General features: G+C 65.5%; 18 protein-coding genes. 15 read left to right on the top strand and 3 right to left on the bottom strand.

Going from position 1 to position 17,009, the window contains the following annotated elements:
* Positions 1-71: 71 nt before the first annotated feature.
* On the bottom strand, positions 72-1,163 hold the full coding sequence (locus J2X19_RS20715) for a porin (protein WP_310376117.1): 1,092 nt from the start codon (positions 1,161-1,163) through the stop codon (positions 72-74).
* Positions 1,164-1,304: 141 nt separating this feature from the next.
* On the opposite strand from J2X19_RS20715, the gene J2X19_RS20710 reads away from it, so the two are divergent.
* Complete coding sequence (locus tag J2X19_RS20710; RefSeq protein WP_310376115.1) at positions 1,305-2,834, top strand: porin; 1,530 nt, start codon at positions 1,305-1,307, stop codon at positions 2,832-2,834.
* 137 nt (positions 2,835-2,971) lie between these two features.
* Positions 2,972-3,601 (top strand): 2-polyprenyl-3-methyl-6-methoxy-1,4-benzoquinone monooxygenase, encoded by a 630-nt coding sequence (coq7, locus tag J2X19_RS20705; RefSeq protein WP_310376113.1) that lies wholly within the window; start codon positions 2,972-2,974, stop codon positions 3,599-3,601.
* Here coq7 and J2X19_RS20700 read toward each other — a convergent pair.
* Positions 3,598-4,050 (bottom strand): OsmC family protein, encoded by a 453-nt coding sequence (locus J2X19_RS20700; RefSeq protein WP_116604186.1) that lies wholly within the window; start codon positions 4,048-4,050, stop codon positions 3,598-3,600. The genes coq7 and J2X19_RS20700 overlap by 4 nt on opposite strands.
* A 298-nt stretch (positions 4,051-4,348) precedes the next feature.
* Here J2X19_RS20700 and ilvA point away from each other — a divergent pair, with 298 nt between their 5' ends.
* Genes ilvA through J2X19_RS20685 form a run of 3 tightly spaced genes read left to right on the top strand, consistent with a single transcriptional unit; the run spans position 4,349 to position 7,279 of the window.
* Positions 4,349-5,944 (top strand): threonine ammonia-lyase, biosynthetic, encoded by a 1,596-nt coding sequence (ilvA, locus tag J2X19_RS20695; protein WP_310376110.1) that lies wholly within the window; start codon positions 4,349-4,351, stop codon positions 5,942-5,944.
* 1 nt (position 5,945) lies between these two features.
* Positions 5,946-6,746, top strand: coding sequence for an adenosylcobinamide-GDP ribazoletransferase (locus J2X19_RS20690; RefSeq protein ID WP_310376108.1), 801 nt, complete (start codon positions 5,946-5,948; stop codon positions 6,744-6,746).
* Positions 6,743-7,279: a histidine phosphatase family protein gene (locus tag J2X19_RS20685; protein ID WP_310376106.1), complete on the top strand. Its 537-nt coding sequence runs from the start codon at positions 6,743-6,745 to the stop codon at positions 7,277-7,279. Before J2X19_RS20690 ends, J2X19_RS20685 begins: the two co-directional genes overlap by 4 nt.
* Positions 7,280-7,398: 119 nt before the next feature.
* Here the strand turns inward: J2X19_RS20685 and J2X19_RS20680 are convergent, their stop codons facing one another.
* Positions 7,399-7,827 (bottom strand): type II secretion system protein N, encoded by a 429-nt coding sequence (locus J2X19_RS20680; RefSeq protein WP_310376104.1) that lies wholly within the window; start codon positions 7,825-7,827, stop codon positions 7,399-7,401.
* A 49-nt stretch (positions 7,828-7,876) separates the two neighbouring features.
* Between J2X19_RS20680 and gspG the strand changes: the two genes are divergently transcribed.
* The 10 genes from gspG to J2X19_RS20630 are packed head-to-tail and all read left to right on the top strand — an operon-like array spanning position 7,877 to position 17,005.
* Complete coding sequence (gene gspG, locus J2X19_RS20675) at positions 7,877-8,314, top strand: type II secretion system major pseudopilin GspG (protein WP_310376102.1); 438 nt, start codon at positions 7,877-7,879, stop codon at positions 8,312-8,314.
* Positions 8,289-8,747, top strand: coding sequence for a prepilin-type N-terminal cleavage/methylation domain-containing protein (locus tag J2X19_RS20670; RefSeq protein WP_310376100.1), 459 nt, complete (start codon positions 8,289-8,291; stop codon positions 8,745-8,747). The genes gspG and J2X19_RS20670 overlap by 26 nt, the downstream gene beginning before the upstream one ends.
* Positions 8,744-9,097 carry a type II secretion system minor pseudopilin GspI gene (gspI, locus tag J2X19_RS20665; RefSeq protein ID WP_310376098.1) on the top strand — a complete coding sequence of 118 codons (354 nt, stop codon included), beginning with the start codon at positions 8,744-8,746 and terminating at the stop codon, positions 9,095-9,097. The genes J2X19_RS20670 and gspI overlap by 4 nt, the downstream gene beginning before the upstream one ends.
* A complete protein-coding gene (locus J2X19_RS20660) occupies positions 9,097-9,753 on the top strand; it encodes a PulJ/GspJ family protein (protein WP_310376096.1) in 657 nt (218 codons plus the stop codon). Before gspI ends, J2X19_RS20660 begins: the two co-directional genes overlap by 1 nt.
* Positions 9,750-10,790: a type II secretion system minor pseudopilin GspK gene (gene gspK / locus J2X19_RS20655; RefSeq protein WP_405048706.1), complete on the top strand. Its 1,041-nt coding sequence runs from the start codon at positions 9,750-9,752 to the stop codon at positions 10,788-10,790. The genes J2X19_RS20660 and gspK overlap by 4 nt, the downstream gene beginning before the upstream one ends.
* Before the next feature lie 41 nt (positions 10,791-10,831).
* The gene (gene gspL, locus J2X19_RS20650; protein WP_310376092.1) at positions 10,832-12,076 is read left to right on the top strand and encodes a type II secretion system protein GspL; all 1,245 of its coding nucleotides are present in this window, start codon (positions 10,832-10,834) and stop codon (positions 12,074-12,076) included.
* The gene (gene gspM / locus J2X19_RS20645; protein WP_310376090.1) at positions 12,073-12,585 is read left to right on the top strand and encodes a type II secretion system protein GspM; all 513 of its coding nucleotides are present in this window, start codon (positions 12,073-12,075) and stop codon (positions 12,583-12,585) included. The genes gspL and gspM overlap by 4 nt, the downstream gene beginning before the upstream one ends.
* Before the next feature lie 8 nt (positions 12,586-12,593).
* Positions 12,594-13,391 carry a type II secretion system protein N gene (locus tag J2X19_RS20640; RefSeq protein WP_116604198.1) on the top strand — a complete coding sequence of 266 codons (798 nt, stop codon included), beginning with the start codon at positions 12,594-12,596 and terminating at the stop codon, positions 13,389-13,391.
* Between the two features lie 3 nt (positions 13,392-13,394).
* Positions 13,395-15,614 (top strand): type II secretion system secretin GspD, encoded by a 2,220-nt coding sequence (gene gspD, locus J2X19_RS20635; RefSeq protein ID WP_405048705.1) that lies wholly within the window; start codon positions 13,395-13,397, stop codon positions 15,612-15,614.
* 2 nt (positions 15,615-15,616) lie between these two features.
* A complete protein-coding gene (locus J2X19_RS20630; protein WP_310376087.1) occupies positions 15,617-17,005 on the top strand; it encodes a GspE/PulE family protein in 1,389 nt (462 codons plus the stop codon).
* The last annotated feature ends 4 nt before the right edge of the window (positions 17,006-17,009 follow it).

Raw genomic sequence — 17,009 nt, 5'->3', positions numbered from 1 at the left:
TAAACAGGCAGGCATGAAAAAACCCCGCTGTGTTGCCACAGCGGGGTTTTTGGTTTTAAGCCAGCGTTAGATTAGAACTTGTGGCGCAGGCCGACTGCGAAAGCGCTGGTGCGCTTGTCATCCACAACTTCGTGCTTAGTGCTGACGTAGGAAGTGTACACAGTGGTACGCTTGCTCAGGTCATACAGGGCTTCCAAATCGTAGCCGGAGTTCTTGCCCAGCAAGTCACCCTTCGAACGGGCAACTTCTGCACGCAGAGTCAAAGCACCGACTGGCACGGACACGCCCAGAGCGGATTCCTTCTGGCTGTCAATGTCGGTTACCTTGGCTTGGTTGTAAGCAGCGTACAGCTTGGCAACGCCGAAGTCGTAGCTACCGCCGATCAGCGTGTTCTTCAGGTAAACCGTCTTGGCTGCCGTCTTGGACAGAGTTTCTTCTTGGTAAGCCACTGCAGCGCCGATGGGGCCGTTAGCGTACTGGGCGTTCAAAGACAGAGTGTGGGTTGCCTTGACGGTAGCCGTCTTGTCTTCGCCCAAACCGTAGGTCACGCCAGCGCTGAAGCCACCGTAGTTGTTGGTTTGGTACTTGATGCTGTTGTTCACGCGGGAGTTGTAACCGGTCCAAGCGCCAGTGTTAGCACCATAGATGTTGGCAACAGCCAAGATCTGTGCGGCGGTAGCAGCTGGGTTGACGATGGTTGCATAGGTTGCAGCGCTCACGCCAGCACCGTTTGCAGCGTCAAACGAGTTGTTGGCAGAAGCCAAAACGTTGCCCTTGACATCGTCGTACGAGGTGTCATGACGACCAAAGGTCAGCGTACCGAAACCACCGCTCAGACCGACGAATGCGTGACGGCCAAACAATGCGCCGCCTTGACCGCTGACGCCCGTGTCAACGTTGAAACCGCTTTGTAGATCGAACACGGCATTCAAACCACCGCCCAGATCTTCAGAACCCTTCAGGCCCCAACGGCTACCGTTTTGACCACCAGAGGTCAGGTTGGTTTGGGACAGGCTGGTCAGAGCACCGGTAGTGGTGTTGTAAGAAGGAGTCTTAACAACTTGGATGCTTGCATCGATCAAACCGTACAAAGTAACGGTAGATTGGGCCATGGCGGCGCCGGAGGCGGCGAGTACAGCCAAAGCGATCAGGGATTTTTTCATTCAAATTCTCCAAAGATTGAAAGTTGCCGGGTACACAGCCGGGCTGCTACCGCGACGCCACTCCTTGTTTCAGAAGCTGAAGCGATTACAACAGACGTGTTCGGACAATCGCGTGACTAGCGGGGGAAAAAAGTTCCCTTTGTGGGCTTTAAACAACGCAATCTTTACATCGCTTCCAGAGGCGTAAAGGGTTTTCCCTTTACAAAAAAGTCGCAGAAGCGACTTTTACCGGTAACTTACTCGGCACCATACAAAGCACGTGATGCCGATGGTAAAAACTTAAGGTTCGCGGGAACGGTAAATGCAGCCTTGCTCGGACAACTGGGGGCTTTTGTGAACAACTTTGGAGAACATATGACAAGAATGACTTTGGTAGCGGCCGCAGTGCTGGGCTGCATGGCCACAACGGCTATGGCGCAAGAAACCCCCACCAGCAGCGTCACGCTGTATGGGCTGGCCGATGTCGGCTTCAACCATGTCACAGGGCTCAAGCAAGGATCGGTCACCCAGCTCGCTAGCGGCATCATGGAAGGTTCGCGTTGGGGCCTCAAGGGCAGCGAGGATTTGGGCGGTGGTTGGAAAACCATCTTCACTCTGGAAAATCGGTTTGAAATCGACAATGGTTCCGTCTTCAATACTCCAGCCTCCGGCGCACAGCTGCCCGATCGGGCCTCGGTCGCCACCCAAATGGGTTTGCCCGCATCATTGCAAGGCTTAGTCACCGCCGCCGATGCCGTCATCGGTGCACGCATCGGCGTGAACAATGTGGACAAGAATCTGTTTGACCGCCAAGCCTATGTGGGCCTGATCACGCCAGTAGGCGCAATTACGGCAGGCCGCCAGTACACACCAGGCTACTTGGCGTCGGCCAGCTTTGACTCGATGAAAACCGAGTCCAGCCTGGCATTGGGCCAACTGGTGTCGGTTCCCGCATCGTTCACCATCCGTGTCAGCAATTCGCTGCAATACGCCATCAAAACCGGCGGCTTGACCGCGACTGCGATGTACGCCATGGGCGAAGTGGCAGGCAATAGTTCCGCCAACCGCTTGCTGGGCGCCATGGCCACGTACAAAGGCGAGGGTTTCGCCATCGGTACAGGCTACAACACACAGAAAAACGAACTAGGTCAAAAATCACTGACCAATGCCATTTTGGGCGCTTCGGCTGATCTTGGCCCCGGCACCTTAAGCACAATGTTCGCCACCATCAAGGACGACCATCCGGCCAGCCTGTCTACGATAGCGGCAGCCTTGACGCCTGGTGCAACTGCAGCAATAACAGCTGCCAATCCGGGCATTTCAGCCGCAGCCGCAGCCGCAGCCGGATCGGCGGCAGCCACCGCCGTGCAAAATGCCTTTATCAACACCTTCAAACAGCATTCCAACCTGTTCCACGTCGGCTACCGCATGACCATGGGCCCGCATACGACGACGGTGGCCTACAACACCATGAACGACAAGACGGCAGCCAACGCCGATCGCTCGTCGTACGGTGTGGCCTACACCTACGCTCTGTCCAAGCGTACCGACCTGAATGCCGTGCTGACCCGCTTCAACAACAAGAACACCTCGCAAATTGCCCCCGGCGGCAACGGCTTCCTGGGGGGCGTCACCGCCTCTGCGGGTACCGACTCGACCAACGTGGCCTTTGGCATCCGCCACCGCTTCTGAGATCGCGGCCCCTGTGGCCGGCCCTGCAAAAGTCCTCCCTGGTGGAGGACTTTTTTTTGCCCGGACCCGATGCCGCTGGCGTGCTTTACAGTGGATGCCTGTCCCTACCTGACGCTATCCGCATGCAGCTACCCGCCTTGCCCTCTGTCGACCAAGTCTGCCGTACCGCCGACTCGATGCTACGCACACTCTTCACCATCCCCCACGCCAGCCGCAGCCGCCCCACCGTTCCCGAAGGAACGACCGAGCTGAGCGCCGCCGAGAAAGCCCATGCCGGCGCGCTAATGCGGGTTAACCACGTAGGCGAGGTATGCGCACAGGCGCTGTACACCGCGCAGGCGCTGGTCACCAAGAGCCCGGCCTTGCGCCGCCATTTTGAACATGCGGCGGCCGAGGAAACCGACCACCTGGCCTGGACGCGGCAGCGCCTGGACGAACTGGGAGCCCGCCCCAGCCTGCTGAATCCGCTTTGGTACGCCGGCGCGTTTGGCCTGGGCGCAATCGCGGGTCAGCTGGGTGGCGACCGCTGGAGTCTGGGTTTTGTGGTGGAAACCGAAAACCAGGTAGCGGCCCACCTGCAAAGTCATCTGGACGGTTTACCCGCCAACGACCATGCGTCCAAGGCCATCGTGGTGCAAATGAAAGACGACGAAGAACGCCACGCCCAGCAGGCCCAGCAGGCGGGGGCGCTGGATTTACCCGCCCCGGTCAAAACCCTGATGACCTTGGCCGCCAAGGTGATGACAACGGTGGCGCACCGGATTTAGGCTGCTTCGACTAGGTCAAAGCTGGTGGTGATCTCGGCCGTCTTGCCCAGCATGATGGTCGCCGAGCAGTATTTGTCGTGGCTCATGGCAATCGCCCGCTCCACCGCAGTTGCCGGAATGCCTTTACCGGTCACGGTGAAGTGCATATTGATCTTGGTGAACACCTTGGGATCGACCTCGGCGCGGTCGGCGGCCAGCTTGACCGAACAGCCGCGCACATCGTGGCGGCCGCGCTTCAGGATCAGCACCACGTCATAGGCGGTGCAGCCGCCGGTGCCGGCCAGCAGGGTTTCCATCGGGCGCGGCGCCAGGTTCTGGCCGCCGTTTTCCGGCTTAGCGCTGTCGGGCGCGCCGTCCATGGTCAAAGTGTGGCCGCTGCCGGTTTCGGCAACAAAACCCATGCCGGAGCGGGTACCCGCTGCGCCGGTCCAACTGACTGTGCATTCCATTGGTGTCTTTCAGTAACAAACCCAGATTGTCTGGTGCAGCCTGGATTTTGCCCTCCGGCGCCAACTTCTTCACGTTTTTCGCAACACCCAACTTGCTGCAACGCAACATCTCTAAGGGAAAACGACTAGAATTGAGGCATCGCAACAGAGTTTCTTTGTTGCACCGCTTGTCTCCTCCACCCTCTGAAAAGGTGGATTTAAGCCCCGAGTCTTACGACTCGGGGCTTTTTTTATGCTTTTTTACGTCTGAGCCAGTGGTATGGACCGGCCCCTTATCATCGACGACCGAGGAGAACCCATGACGACCGCATCCGCCAAGCCCGCCAAAGCCCCCAAGGCACCCCAGCCGCTGACCCCCGCCGACTATCTGAAGAAGATTCTCACCGCCCGCGTCTACGACGTAGCGGTTGAAACCGCCCTGGAACCCGCACGCAATCTCAGCAGCCGCCTGGGCAGTACCGTGCTGCTCAAGCGCGAAGACACCCAGCCGGTGTTCAGCTTCAAGCTGCGCGGCGCCTACAACAAGATGGCACACCTGACGCCACAGCAGCTGAAGAAGGGCGTGATCTGCGCCTCGGCCGGCAACCACGCCCAGGGCGTGGCCATGAGCGCGCGCAAGCTCGGCGCCCGCGCCGTCATCGTCATGCCGACCACCACACCCCAGGTGAAGGTGGATGCCGTGGCCGCGCTGGGTGGTGAAGTCGTGCTGTTTGGCGATAGCTATACCGACGCCTACAACCATTCGCTGCAACTGCAAAAAAAGCAGGGCCTGACCTTTGTCCACCCCTTTGACGACCCGGACGTGATTGCCGGCCAAGGCACGATTGCGATGGAAATCCTGCGCCAGCTGCAAGGCCTGGGCTCGCAGAAGCTGGATGCGGTGTTCGTCGCCATTGGCGGCGGCGGCCTGATCTCTGGCGTGGCCAACTACATCAAGGCCGTGCGGCCCGAGATCAAAGTGATCGGCGTGCAAACCAATGATTCCGACGCCATGCTGCAGTCGGTGAACGCCAAGAAGCGCGTGACCCTGGCCGATGTCGGCCTGTTTGCCGATGGCACGGCCGTCAAGCTGGTCGGCGAAGAAACCTTCCGCGTGGCCCGGCATCTGGTGGACGAATACATCACCGTCGACACCGATGCCGTCTGCGCGGCCATCAAGGACGTGTTCGTCGACACCCGCAGCATCGTCGAACCGTCGGGCGCCATGGCCGTGGCTGCGGTCAAGCAGTACGTGGCCAAGCACAAGAAGAAGGGCGAAACCTACGCCGTCATCCTGTGCGGCGCCAACATGAACTTCGACCGCCTGCGCTTCGTCGCCGAGCGCGCCGAGGTCGGCGAGGAGCGCGAAGCGCTGTTTGCCGTCACCATGCCCGAAGAGCGCGGCAGCTTCAAGCGCTTTTGCGAGCTGATTGGCCAGCTGCCCGGCGGCCCGCGCAATGTGACCGAGTTCAACTACCGCATCAGCGACGCCGTCAAAGGCCATGTGTTTGTCGGCCTGACCACCTCGGCCAAGGGCGAATCGCAGAAAATCGCGGCCAACTTCAGCAAGCATGGCTTCAAGGCGCTGGACCTGACCCACGACGAACTCGCCAAGGAGCACATCCGCCACATGGTTGGCGGCCATTCCGCTCTGGCCCAGGACGAGCGTCTGCTGCGCTGCACCTTCCCCGAACGGCCGGGCGCGCTGATGAAGTTCCTGAGCCTGATGCGTCCGGGCTGGAACATCACCCTGTTCCACTACCGCAACCAGGGCGCCGACTACGGCCGTATCCTGGTCGGCATCCAGGTGCCCAAGGCCGACGACAAGGCGTTTGCCACATTCCGCGATACGCTCGACTACCCCTGTGTCGAAGAAACCCTGAACCCGGTGTACCGCCTGTTCCTGCAGAGCTGATGTGGATGCCCTGCGCCACTACCTGCTAGCCGTCCAGTTCTTCACCCGCATCCCGGTCACTGGGCGGCTGGCGGCCTGGGTCGGCTACAGCCCGGCGATGCTGCGCGCCAGTGCAGCGCACTTCCCCGGCGTCGGCTGGCTGGTGGCCTTGGTGGCCTGCACGGTGGCCGCCGCCAGCGGCACGCTACTGCACGGGCGACCGGGCAATGCGCTGGTGACCGCGGTGCTGTGCACCATCGCCACGGTGCTGCTGACCGGCGGCTTCCATGAAGACGGCCTGGCCGATGTAGCCGACGGCCTGGGCGGCAGCGCCAACCGCGACCGGGCGCTGGAGATCATGAAGGACTCGCGCGTCGGTGCTTTTGGCGCCATGGCGCTGGTGCTGGCGCTGCTGGCCAAGGTCGCGTTGCTGGCCTTGCTGGACGCCTACAGTGGCACCGCCTTGCTGGCGGCCCTGGTCGGCGGCCATGTGTGGTCGCGCTTTTGCCCGCTGCTGCTGGTGCGCTGGCTGCCGCATGTGGGCGACGCCGCCACCTCCAAGAGCAAGCCGCTGGCCGAGCAGATCAGCCACGCCGCCCTGGCGATTGCATTCCTATGGTGTTTTATGCCGCTGGCGCTGGTACTGTATGCGCAAGGAGCTACATTTTTAATAGCAGGCATGGTTGGCAGCGGCCTGGCCCTGTTCTGGATGCGCCGACTGTTTGTGCGACGGCTGCAGGGCTTTACCGGCGACTGCCTGGGCGCCACCCAGCAGGTCTGTGAAATCGCCTTCTACCTGGGCGCGGCCGCGGCTTTGCGATGACTTTGTGGGCCGTGCGCCACGCCCAGCCGCTGGTAGCGACTGGCATCTGCTACGGCGCGTTGGACCTGGCAGCCGATGCGCCAGCCACCCAGGCCGCGGCCGAAAAGCTGGCCGCCATGCTGCCCACAGGCTGCCATGTGCGCAGCTCCACGCTACAAAGATGCGAGCAGCTGGCGCAGGTTCTATCTGCGCTAAGACCCGATTTGATGCCTAATCTCGACCCACGCCTGCGCGAGATGGATTTCGGCAGCTGGGAAGGCCAGCGCTGGGACGCCATAGGCCAGAGCGCGCTGGACGCTTGGACCGCCGACTTCGCCCAGCACCGGCCGGGCGGCGGCGAATCGGTGCAAGGGTTCATGCAACGGGTAGCAGCTGCCTGGGATGAAAAAGGCGATGGCCCCACGCTGTGGATCACCCATGCCGGGGTCATCCGGGCCTGCTCCCTGCTGCACGCCGGGCTGCGCCAGATCACACAAGCCAGCCAATGGCCGCAGGCCGCACCCGGCTACGGCGAGTGCATATTCTTTAAATAACGCTTCAGCCAAAACCCACGCCCCCCAGAAACACCGCAGAACTGGCTTCGCCAGGCTGCTGGTGTTGCCCCCTGCAAGGGCGTTGGCGAAAACACGCAGTGTGTAGCCTGGGGGTGTACCTATTTCCTAGCCGGCATTTCCAGCGCGAACGCGGCCGGGCCGTCCATGCGCGGCGCCAACTCGGCGCGGCGCGGCGCGACCGACTGCAGCAGCAGATCGCCATCCACCACGCTGCCCACGCGGTAGGGCTTGGGCGGCTTGCCATCCACCGCGATCAGCGCCGCGCCGCCCGTGCCCTGGCCGGCAATCACGCCCACCAGTGCGAACCGGGTCGAAGGATTCACCAGCGCCACCGTTGCCGGCCCCTGCGGCGCCCCGCCCAGCAGGCGGGCGACAGCGCCGGTATCGATGGGCGCACGGCCCTGGGCCAGCACTGCCGCCTGCGGGCCGCCGGGCTCGGAGGTCGATTTCAAGCCCCAGTACACGGCACTCGCCAAGGCCAGGGCCCAGACGGCAAAGGTCACCAGCCGCGGCGCCCAGCGTGCCATAACAGAGTCGGATGCGTTGATTAACATGCATTGATTATCATCGCAGCCCATGACACACCACACCGCACTCCGCCGCCGCTGGCAACACGGCTTTACCTTGATTGAACTGATGGTGGTGCTGGTCATCATTGGCGTGCTGGCCGCACTGATCGTGCCCAATGTGCTGGACCGCGCCGACGACGCCCGCGCCACTGCCGCCAAGACCGACGTGAACAACCTGGTGCAGGCCCTGAAGCTCTACAAGCTGGACAACCAGCGCTACCCCACGGCCGAACAAGGCCTGCAAGCCCTGGTCGCCAAGCCCAGCACCAACCCGGTACCGCCGAACTGGAAGCCCTATGTGGAAAAGCTGCCCAACGACCCCTGGAGCCGCCCCTACCAGTACCTGAACCCCGGCGTGCAAGGCGAGATCGACGTGATGTCCTTCGGCGCCGATGGCCAGGCCGGCGGCGAAGGCAAGAATGCCGATATCGGCAGTTGGCAGTAGTCCATTGTTCCCTGCCCAGAAGGGCTTCACCCTTCTAGAACTGCTGGTCGTCGTCGCCATCATCGCCATCGCCAGCGCCGGCGTGGGTTTCGCGATGCGCGACAGCAGCCAGACCTTGCTGGAGCGCGACGCGGCCCGGCTGGCGGCCCTGTTTGAATCGGCCCGCGCCCAGTCGCGCGCCAGCGGTGTGCCGGTGCGCTGGCGACTCACGCCCCAGGGCTTTGCGTTTGACGGCCTGCCCACCGGGGCCCTGCCCGAGCGCTGGCTGGGCAACGACACGGTGGCCCGCAACACCGCCCCCGTGCCACTCGGCCCCGAGCCGCTGATTGGCCGGCAGGAAGTGGTGCTGCAGTCCATCAGCCAGCCGGCCCAGGCGCTGCGCATCGCCACCGACGGCGCGCGGCCGTTCACCGTGCAGACCATCTCGCCATGAAAGCCCGTGGCTTTACTTTGATCGAGGTGCTGGTCGCCCTGGGCATCGTGTCCATCGCGCTGATCGCCGGCCTGCAGGCCACCCAGGCGCTGACCACCAATGCCACGCGCCAGACCGATGTGCTGCTGGCCCATCTGTGCGCCGAGAACGAGCTGATCAAGATGCGCCTGTCGACCCAGATGCCCGGCGTGGGCGACAGCAGCCAGAGCTGCGAACAGGCCGGCCACGTGTACGACGTGCGCCTGTCGGTGCTGCCCACGCCGAACCCGAGCTTCCGGAGGGTCGATGCCCAGGTGTTCGACGGCAACTCACCCATCCTGCGCCTGTCCACCATCGTGGGGAGGTTTTAATGCAGCGGCAGCGCGGTTTCACCCTGGTCGAGCTGCTGGTCGCGCTGATGGTGATGGCGCTGCTGGCCGTGCTCAGCTGGCGCGGGCTGGACGGCATGACCCGGGCCCAGACCCAGACCCAGCAGCGCGCCGACGCGGTGCTGACGCTGCAGGCCGGCCTGTCGCAGTGGAGCACCGACCTGGACGCGGTGCTGCAGCTGCCCAATACCACCACCATCGACTGGGACGGCCGCGGCCTGCGCCTGGTGCGGCGCAGCAGCGACCCGCAGGCCCGCGGCCTGCTGGTGGTCGCCTGGTCGCGCCGCAATGTGGACGGCACCGACCAATGGCTGCGCTGGCAGTCGCCGGAGCTGGCCGACCGCCGCGCCCTGGCCCAGGCCTGGGCCACCGCCGCCCAGTGGGCGCAAAACCCGGGTGATGCCGAAAAGCGCGCCGAAGTCGCGCTTACCCCGCTGGCCGAATGGCGCATCTTCTATTACCGCGACAACGCCTGGAGCAACCCGCTGTCCAGCAGCGCTGGCGGCACCGGCAACAACGCCGACACCAGCATCCCCGACGGCGTGCGCCTGGTGCTGACCCTGCCGCCCGGCCAGGCGCTCAGCGGTGTGCTGACCCGCGACTGGATCAGGCCGACGGTGGGCGGAGGCAAGTCATGAACCGGCTCCGCTGTTCATATAGAAAATCGGCATCTAGCGCATATTCCACCTGCGCCAGAAGCTCTCATAACAATAGCAAACACCAGCGCGGTGCGGCCCTGCTGCTGGCCATGCTGACCGTCACCCTGGTCGCCACCCTGGCAGCTAGCTCGCTGTGGCAGCAGTGGCGCAGCGTGGAGATCGAGGCGGCGGAGCGCCAGCGCATGCAGTCGGCCTGGATACTCACCGGCGCGCTCGATTGGGCCCGGCTGATCCTGCGCGAGGACGGGCGCTCCGGCGGCGCCGACCACCTGGCCGAGCCCTGGGCCGTGCCGCTGCAGGAGTCGCGTCTGTCGACCTTTCTGGCGGCCGACCGCAACAACACCGGCGGCGCCACCAGCGAAGAGCAGGTCGATGCCTTTCTGTCCGGCCAGATCAGCGACATGCAGTCGCGCCTGAACCTGCGCAACCTGGTCGACGACAACAAGATTTCCGAGGTCTCGCTGGCCGCCTTCGGCCGGCTGTTCACCCAGCTGAACCTGCCGCCACAAGAGCTGAACCTGCTGGCCGAACAGCTGCAGCTGGCGCTGGACACCACAAAGTACGCCAGCGCCGACGCCCGCATCCCGCTGATGCCGCGGCGCGCTGAAGACCTGGGCTGGCTGGGCTTGCAGCCCGCCACCGTGGCGGCGCTGCGACCTTATGTGAGCGTGCTGCCGGTGCGCACCCCGGTGAACCTGAACACCGCAAGTGCCACCGTGCTGGTGGCCAGCGTGGCCAATCTGTCCATGGCCGACGCACAAAAGCTGGTGGCGGCCCGGGCCAGCAAATACTTTCGCAGCACCGCCGATGTGAGCACAGTGCTGAACCAGTCGGGCATCAGCTTCAGCGAAAGCGAGCACGGCGTGGGCACGCGCTACTTCGAGGTGCTGGGCCGGCTGCGCATGGGGCCGAGCACGGTATTGGAGCGCTCGCTGGTGCAGCGCGACGGCATCAACGTCAGCACCATTTGGCGCGAACGCGCAGCCGCTGATCCGGCCGGCAACCTGGCGCCGTAAGTGTCATCCCGTCTACATACAATGGCCGACCATCCAAGCCCATGAGCACACTGATCGTCCTCCTTCCCCTAGAGCCCTCGGGTGCTGCCAGCGCCACGAGCCTGTTCGACTATGTGCGTACCGCCGATGGCCGCCACGTGGACAGCCACGACCGCGCGCTAGCCACCCTGCTGCCGGCCGCCGGTGGCGCCGAGCTGGTGGTCGTGGTACCGGCCCAGGCCCTGTCCTGGCACCGGGTGGAATTGCCCAAGGGCAGCCTGCAGCGCAGCGCCCTGGGCGGCTCGTCCAGCACGCCGCGGCTGCGCGCCGTGCTCGAAGGCCTGCTGGAAGACCGGCTGCTGGAAGAGCCCAGCGAGCTGCATTTCGCGCTGCAACCCGATGCCCCGGCCGATGGCCCGGTCTGGGTCGCCGCCTGCAACCGCGCCTGGCTGCGCAGCGCACTGGCCCCGCTGGAAGCCGCCAAGCACCGGGTGGCCCGCATCGTGCCCGAATTCGCCCCCGACGCAGTGCGCCTGCAGGCCATCGGCAGCCCCGAGCAGGCCCAGCTGGTCAGCACCGGGCCGCACGGCGTCAGCCTGCTGCCACTGGGTGCCGCCACCCTGGCCATGGCGCTGGGTGCCCAGGCCGAAGCCCCCGAAAACGTCGACATCGTGGCCGAGCCCGGCGTGGCAGCGCTGGCCGAACAGCTGGCGCAACGCCCCGTCCGGCTGCAGCAGGCTGCCGAGCGCTGGCTGGCCGCCGCCCATGGCCGCTGGGATCTGGCGCAGTTTGAATTCAGCAACTCCGGCCGCAGCCGCGCCTGGAAGGGCCTGGCCGCCCAGGCCACGGTGCTGCTGCAGGCCCCGCAATGGCAGGCGGCCCGCTGGGGCTTTGCGCTGCTGCTGGTCGCCCAGCTGGTCGGCCTGAACGCCTGGGCCTGGAGCGAGGCGCGCAGCCTGGATGCCAAGCGCAGTGCCATCCGCAACACGCTGACGCAGACCTTCCCCGGCGTCAAGGTGGTGGTCGATGCACCGGTACAGATGGGCCGCGAACTGGCGCTGCTGCGCCAAGCCGCCGGCGCCACCTCGGCCCGCGACCTGGAAGCCATGCTCAGCGCCCTGGGCACGGCCCTGCCGCCGCAGTACAGCGCCACCGGGCTGGACTTCGCACCCGGCGAGGCCAAGCTCAAAGGCCTGCCCAGCAATACCGAACAACCGGTATTGGACGCGCTACGCAGCCAGGGCTACAGCCTGCGCAGCGAAGGCAATCTGCTGGTCCTGCAACCCGCCCCCAGCGCCGCACCATGAAGCTCCCTACCTCCCTCCAAGCCCAGTGGGACACGCTGGCCCCGCGCGAGCGCAGCAGCGTGCTGGCCGCGCTGGCCCTGGTGCTGGCCGCCCTGCTGTGGTGGATCGCCCTCGGCCCGGCGCTGCAAACCCTGCGCGCCGCCGATGCCCAGCACCGCAGCCTGGACGCCCAGCTGCAAACCATGCGCAGCCTGCAGGCCGAAGCCCAGGCCCTGCAAAGCCAGCCCAAGCTCAGCTTTGACGACGCACTGCGCGCCGTGGAAGCCTCGGTCAAGGCCGACCTGCGTGGCACGGCCCAGCTGAACACCGTGGGCGAGCGCGTCACCGTCAGCCTGAAGAACACCCCGGCCGACGCCCTGGCGCGCTGGCTGGCCCAGGTGCGCATCAACGCCCGGGCCCTGCCCACCGAAGCCCGGCTGGTGCGCAGTGCCACATCCGCCAACGCGGGCACGCCCGCCATCGCCAGCTGGGATGGCTCGCTGGTGCTGGTCCTGCCCAGCAACCGCTGACCCGCTGCATGGCCCGCCGCTCATACCGCCATACTGCCGAGGCTGCGCCCTGGCGCTGGGCCTGGACCGGTGCCAGCCTGGGCCTGCTGCTGGCCCTGGTGGTCTGGGCACCGGCGCGCTGGCTGGCCGCCGGCCTGGCCCAGGCCAGCCAGGGCCAGGTGCAGCTGGCCGACCCGCGCGGCACGCTGTGGGACGGCTCGGCCCAGCTGGTGCTGGCCGGCGGCGCCGGCAGCCGCGACAGCACCGCCCTACCCGAGCGCCTGCGTTGGCGCATCCGGCCCAGCGGCCTGGGCGTATCGGCCCAGCTGCGGGCCGAATGCTGCATGGCCCAGCCGCTGCAGGTGCAGGCCGCAGCCCGCTGGGGCGGCGCCCACATCACTCTGGCCGACAGCCAGTCGCACTGGCCCGCGCCGCTGCTGGCCGGCCTGGGCGCGCCCTGGAACACGCTGCAGCCCGAGGGCCAGCTGACCCTGGACACCCAGGGCCTGGTGGTCGAGCTGAACGCCGGCCGCCTGGTGCTGGCCGGCCAGGCCCGGCTGGAAGCCATCGACATGGCCTCGCGCCTGTCCACCCTCAAGCCCATGGGCAGCTACCGCGTGACCCTGACCGGCGGCAACCCGAATACCCTGCAGCTCGAAACCCTGGCCGGCAGCCTGCAGCTCACCGGCAGCGGCCAGTGGGTCGGCAACCGGCTGCGCTTTGACGGCACTGCCACCGCGGCCCCGGACCGGGTGGACGCTTTATCGAATCTTCTCAACATCCTGGGGCGGCGCGACGGCGCGCGCGCCATCATCAAAGTAGGCTGATCCATGCACATGCCCTCACGCTTCTCGCCCGCTATTGTTTCCATAGCTGTCTGCGCATTCTGTAGCTGCGCTGGAGCCCTGTTTTCTTTGAATGCACAGGCCCAGGCCGCGGCTGCAGCCCCCAAGCGCGGCGAGCCCGTCACGCTGAACTTTGCGAATGCCGAAATCGAATCGGTGGCCCGCACCATGGCCACCATTACTGGCCGCAACGTGGTGGTCGATCCGCGGGTCAAAGGCGTGATGACGCTGAGCACCGAGCGCCCGGTGACGCCGGCCGCCGCCTACAGCCAGTTCCTGGCAACGCTGCGGCTGCAAGGCTTTACCGTGGTGGAGTCGAACGGCCTGGACAAGATCGTGCCCGAGGCCGACGCCAAGCTGCAGGCCGGCCCGGTGACCCTGGGTGAGAACAACGCCGCCGTCGGCAACCAGATCGTCACCCAGATCTTCAAGCTGAACTACGAGAACGCCAGCAACCTGGTGCCGGTGCTGCGCCCGCTGATCAGCCCGAACAACACCATCAACCTGAACCCCGGCAACAACTCGCTGGTGATCACCGACTACGCCGACAACCTGCGCCGCATCGGCCGCATCATCGCGGCCATGGACGTATCGAACGCCAGCGACGTGGAAATCATCCCGCTCAAATACGCGATTGCCGCCGACATGGTGCCGCTGCTGACCAAGCTGGTCGAATCCGGCAGCAGCAGCGCCGCAGCCCCGGCCGCCGGCCAGACCGACAGCTCGTACAAGACCACCATGCTGGCCGAGCCACGCAGCAATGCGGTCATCCTGCGCGCGGCGAACCCGGCGCGGGTGTCGCTGGTCAAGTCGCTGATCGCCAAGCTGGACCAGCCGACCATGAGCAGCGGCAACGGCGATGCTGGCAACATTTACGTGGTGTACCTGAAGAACGCCGACGCCACCAAGATGGCGGTGACCCTGCGCGCCGCCATGGCCAGCGGCAGCGGTAGTAGCAGCGCCAGCAGCAGTGGCAGCAGCTCCAGCCCGACGAGCAGCTCCAGCGGCTTGTCCAACACCAGCAGCTCCGGCAGCAGTAGTAGCAGTTCCACCTCGGGCAGCAGTAGCACCACCAGCGGCCCCAGCCTGAACAGCGCCAGCAGCAACCAGCCGTCCACCGGCGGCCAGATCCAGGCCGACCCGTCAACCAATGCGCTAATCATCACCGCGCCCGAGCCCCAGTACCGCCAGCTGCGCGCCGTCATCGACAAGCTCGACGGCCGGCGTGCCCAGGTGCTGGTAGAAAGCCTGATTGTCGAAGTCAGCAGCAACAAGGCTGCCGAGTTCGGCATCCAATGGCAAGGCGTGCTCGGCAATGTGGGCCTGGGCACCAACTTCGGCAGCGGCAGCAGCAACCTGGCCACCCTGGCCACCAGCATCGCTGCCGGCAATACCAGCACCACCCTCAGCAACGGCCTGAACCTGGGTGTGGCCAGCAAGATCGGCGGCACCTATGTGCTGGGCGCGCTGGCCCGGCTGATGGACGAGACCGGCACCGGCAACGTCTTGTCCACGCCGAATCTGCTGACGGTGGACAACGAAGAAGCCAAGATCATCATCGGCCAGAACGTGCCCTTCGTCACCGGCACCTACACCACCAACAACGGCTCCAGCACCAGCTCGCCCTTCCAGACCGTGGAGCGCAAGGACGTGGGCCTGACCCTGCGCGTGCGACCGCAGATCAACGAGAACGGCACGGTCAAGATGGTGATCTACCAGGAGGTGTCCAGCGTGGACGCCGCCACCGCCAGCAACTCGAACGGCCCGACCACCAACAAGCGCTCCATCGAATCCACCGTGATGGTGGACGACGGCTCCATCGTGGTGCTGGGCGGCCTGCTGCAGGACGACTACTCGGGCAGCGTAGAGAAAGTGCCCGGCCTGGGCGACGTGCCGTTTCTGGGCAACTTCTTCAAGAGCGAGTCGCGCACCCGCAAGAAGACCAATCTGATGGTCTTTCTGCGGCCCATCGTGGTCCGCGACGCCAACACCAGCAGCACGCTGACCCTGGACCGCTACGACATGATGCGGGTGCAGCAGCAATCGGTGAGCCCGCAAGCGCACCCCATACTGTCCGCCGTGCCGTCGGCATCCGAGCTGCCGGTGCTGCCCATGGCTGGCGATAGAAAGGCCACGGTACCAGCGCCGCTGACCACCTTGCCCCTGACGCCGCCCGCGCTGTCTCCCGCCCCCGCCACGCCCTGACGATGCGCCACCCCCTGCCCTACGCCTTCGCCCGCACCCAGCAGCTGCTGCTGGAGGAAAACCAGGGCGAGTACACCCTGTGGCTGCACCCGGCCACCGCACCCTCGGCCCTTAGCGAGGTGGTGCGCAAATACCCGGTGCAGCACATCGAAACCCTGGTGCTCGATGCCCTGCTGCAGCGCATCAGCGCCGCCTACGCGCAGGGCGAATCCAGCGCCGCCTCGGTGGTCAGCGAAGTCGAAAGCGACGCCGACCTGTCGCGCATGATGCAGGAGCTGCCGGCCGTCGAAGACCTGTTGGAGATGAGCGACGACGCGCCCATCATCCGCATGCTCAACGCGCTGCTGACCCAGGCTGCGCGCGACGGCGCCAGCGACATCCACATCGAACCCTACGAGCGCCATTCCAGCGTGCGCTTCCGCGTCGACGGCACGCTGCGCGAAGTGGTGCAGCCGAATCGCGCGCTGCACGCGGCGCTGATCTCGCGGCTGAAGATCATGGCCGACCTGGATATTTCCGAGAAACGCCTGCCGCAGGATGGCCGCATCTCCTTGCGCATCGGCACCCGCGCCGTCGACGTGCGCGTCAGCACCCTGCCCAGCGCCCACGGCGAGCGCGCCGTGCTGCGCCTGCTGGACAAAAGCGGCGCCAAGCTGACGCTGGAATCGGTGGGCATGCAGGGCGCGGTACTGGACCAGCTGCAGCATTTGATCGCCCAGCCGCATGGCATCATCCTGGTGACCGGCCCCACGGGCTCGGGCAAGACCACCACGCTGTACGCCGCCCTGAGCCGGCTCGATGCCGGCAGCAGCAACATCATGACGGTGGAAGACCCGATCGAATACGAACTACCCGGTGTCGGCCAGACCCAGGTGAATGCCAAGATCGACCTGACCTTCGCCAAGGCCTTGCGCGCCATCCTGCGGCAAGACCCGGACGTGATCATGATCGGCGAAATCCGCGACTTCGAGACCGCGCAGATCGCCATCCAGGCCTCCCTGACCGGGCATCTGGTGCTGGCGACGCTACACACCAACGACGCCGCCAGCGCGGTGAACCGGCTGATCGACATGGGCGTCGAGCCGTTCCTGCTCAGCTCCACCTTGCTCGGCGTGCTGGCCCAGCGCCTGGTGCGCAAGCTGTGCCCGGTCTGCCACGGCAAGAACTGCCCGGCGTGCAACCAGACCGGCTACCAGGGCCGCACCGGCATCTTCGAGCTGCTGGTGACCAACGACGCGATCCAGGCGCAGATCCACAACCGCGCGTCGGAGGCCGAGATCCGCGCCGCCGCCCGCACGGCCGGCATGCAGCTGATGCGCGAAGACGGCGAGCGCCTAGTGCAGGCCGGCATCACCTCGCGCGAAGAGCTGCTGCGCGTGACCCGCGACTAGCCCC

Source organism: Rhodoferax ferrireducens, assembly GCF_031458075.1.
In the GTDB taxonomy this organism is placed as follows: domain Bacteria; phylum Pseudomonadota; class Gammaproteobacteria; order Burkholderiales; family Burkholderiaceae_C; genus Rhodoferax_B; species Rhodoferax_B ferrireducens_A.
This window is presented reverse-complemented; position numbering and strand designations above follow the sequence as displayed.

Bases quoted from the DNA above. Each gene is read 5' to 3' on its own strand.
- J2X19_RS20700 (WP_116604186.1), bottom strand. From the start codon at position 4,050: ATGGAATGCACAGTCAGTTGGACCGGCGCAGCGGGTACCCGCTCCGGC.
- gspD (WP_405048705.1), top strand. From the start codon at position 13,395: ATGCACATGCCCTCACGCTTCTCGCCCGCTATTGTTTCCATAGCTGTC.
- J2X19_RS20660 (WP_310376096.1), top strand. From the start codon at position 9,097: ATGCAGCGGCAGCGCGGTTTCACCCTGGTCGAGCTGCTGGTCGCGCTG.
- gspK (WP_405048706.1), top strand. From the start codon at position 9,750: ATGAACCGGCTCCGCTGTTCATATAGAAAATCGGCATCTAGCGCATAT.
- J2X19_RS20715 (WP_310376117.1), bottom strand. From the start codon at position 1,163: ATGAAAAAATCCCTGATCGCTTTGGCTGTACTCGCCGCCTCCGGCGCC.
- J2X19_RS20640 (WP_116604198.1), top strand. From the start codon at position 12,594: ATGGCCCGCCGCTCATACCGCCATACTGCCGAGGCTGCGCCCTGGCGC.
- gspM (WP_310376090.1), top strand. From the start codon at position 12,073: ATGAAGCTCCCTACCTCCCTCCAAGCCCAGTGGGACACGCTGGCCCCG.
- ilvA (WP_310376110.1), top strand. From the start codon at position 4,349: ATGACGACCGCATCCGCCAAGCCCGCCAAAGCCCCCAAGGCACCCCAG.
- gspI (WP_310376098.1), top strand. From the start codon at position 8,744: ATGAAAGCCCGTGGCTTTACTTTGATCGAGGTGCTGGTCGCCCTGGGC.
- J2X19_RS20685 (WP_310376106.1), top strand. From the start codon at position 6,743: ATGACTTTGTGGGCCGTGCGCCACGCCCAGCCGCTGGTAGCGACTGGC.
- gspG (WP_310376102.1), top strand. From the start codon at position 7,877: ATGACACACCACACCGCACTCCGCCGCCGCTGGCAACACGGCTTTACC.
- J2X19_RS20630 (WP_310376087.1), top strand. From the start codon at position 15,617: ATGCGCCACCCCCTGCCCTACGCCTTCGCCCGCACCCAGCAGCTGCTG.
- J2X19_RS20670 (WP_310376100.1), top strand. From the start codon at position 8,289: ATGCCGATATCGGCAGTTGGCAGTAGTCCATTGTTCCCTGCCCAGAAG.
- J2X19_RS20680 (WP_310376104.1), bottom strand. From the start codon at position 7,827: ATGGCACGCTGGGCGCCGCGGCTGGTGACCTTTGCCGTCTGGGCCCTG.
- gspL (WP_310376092.1), top strand. From the start codon at position 10,832: ATGAGCACACTGATCGTCCTCCTTCCCCTAGAGCCCTCGGGTGCTGCC.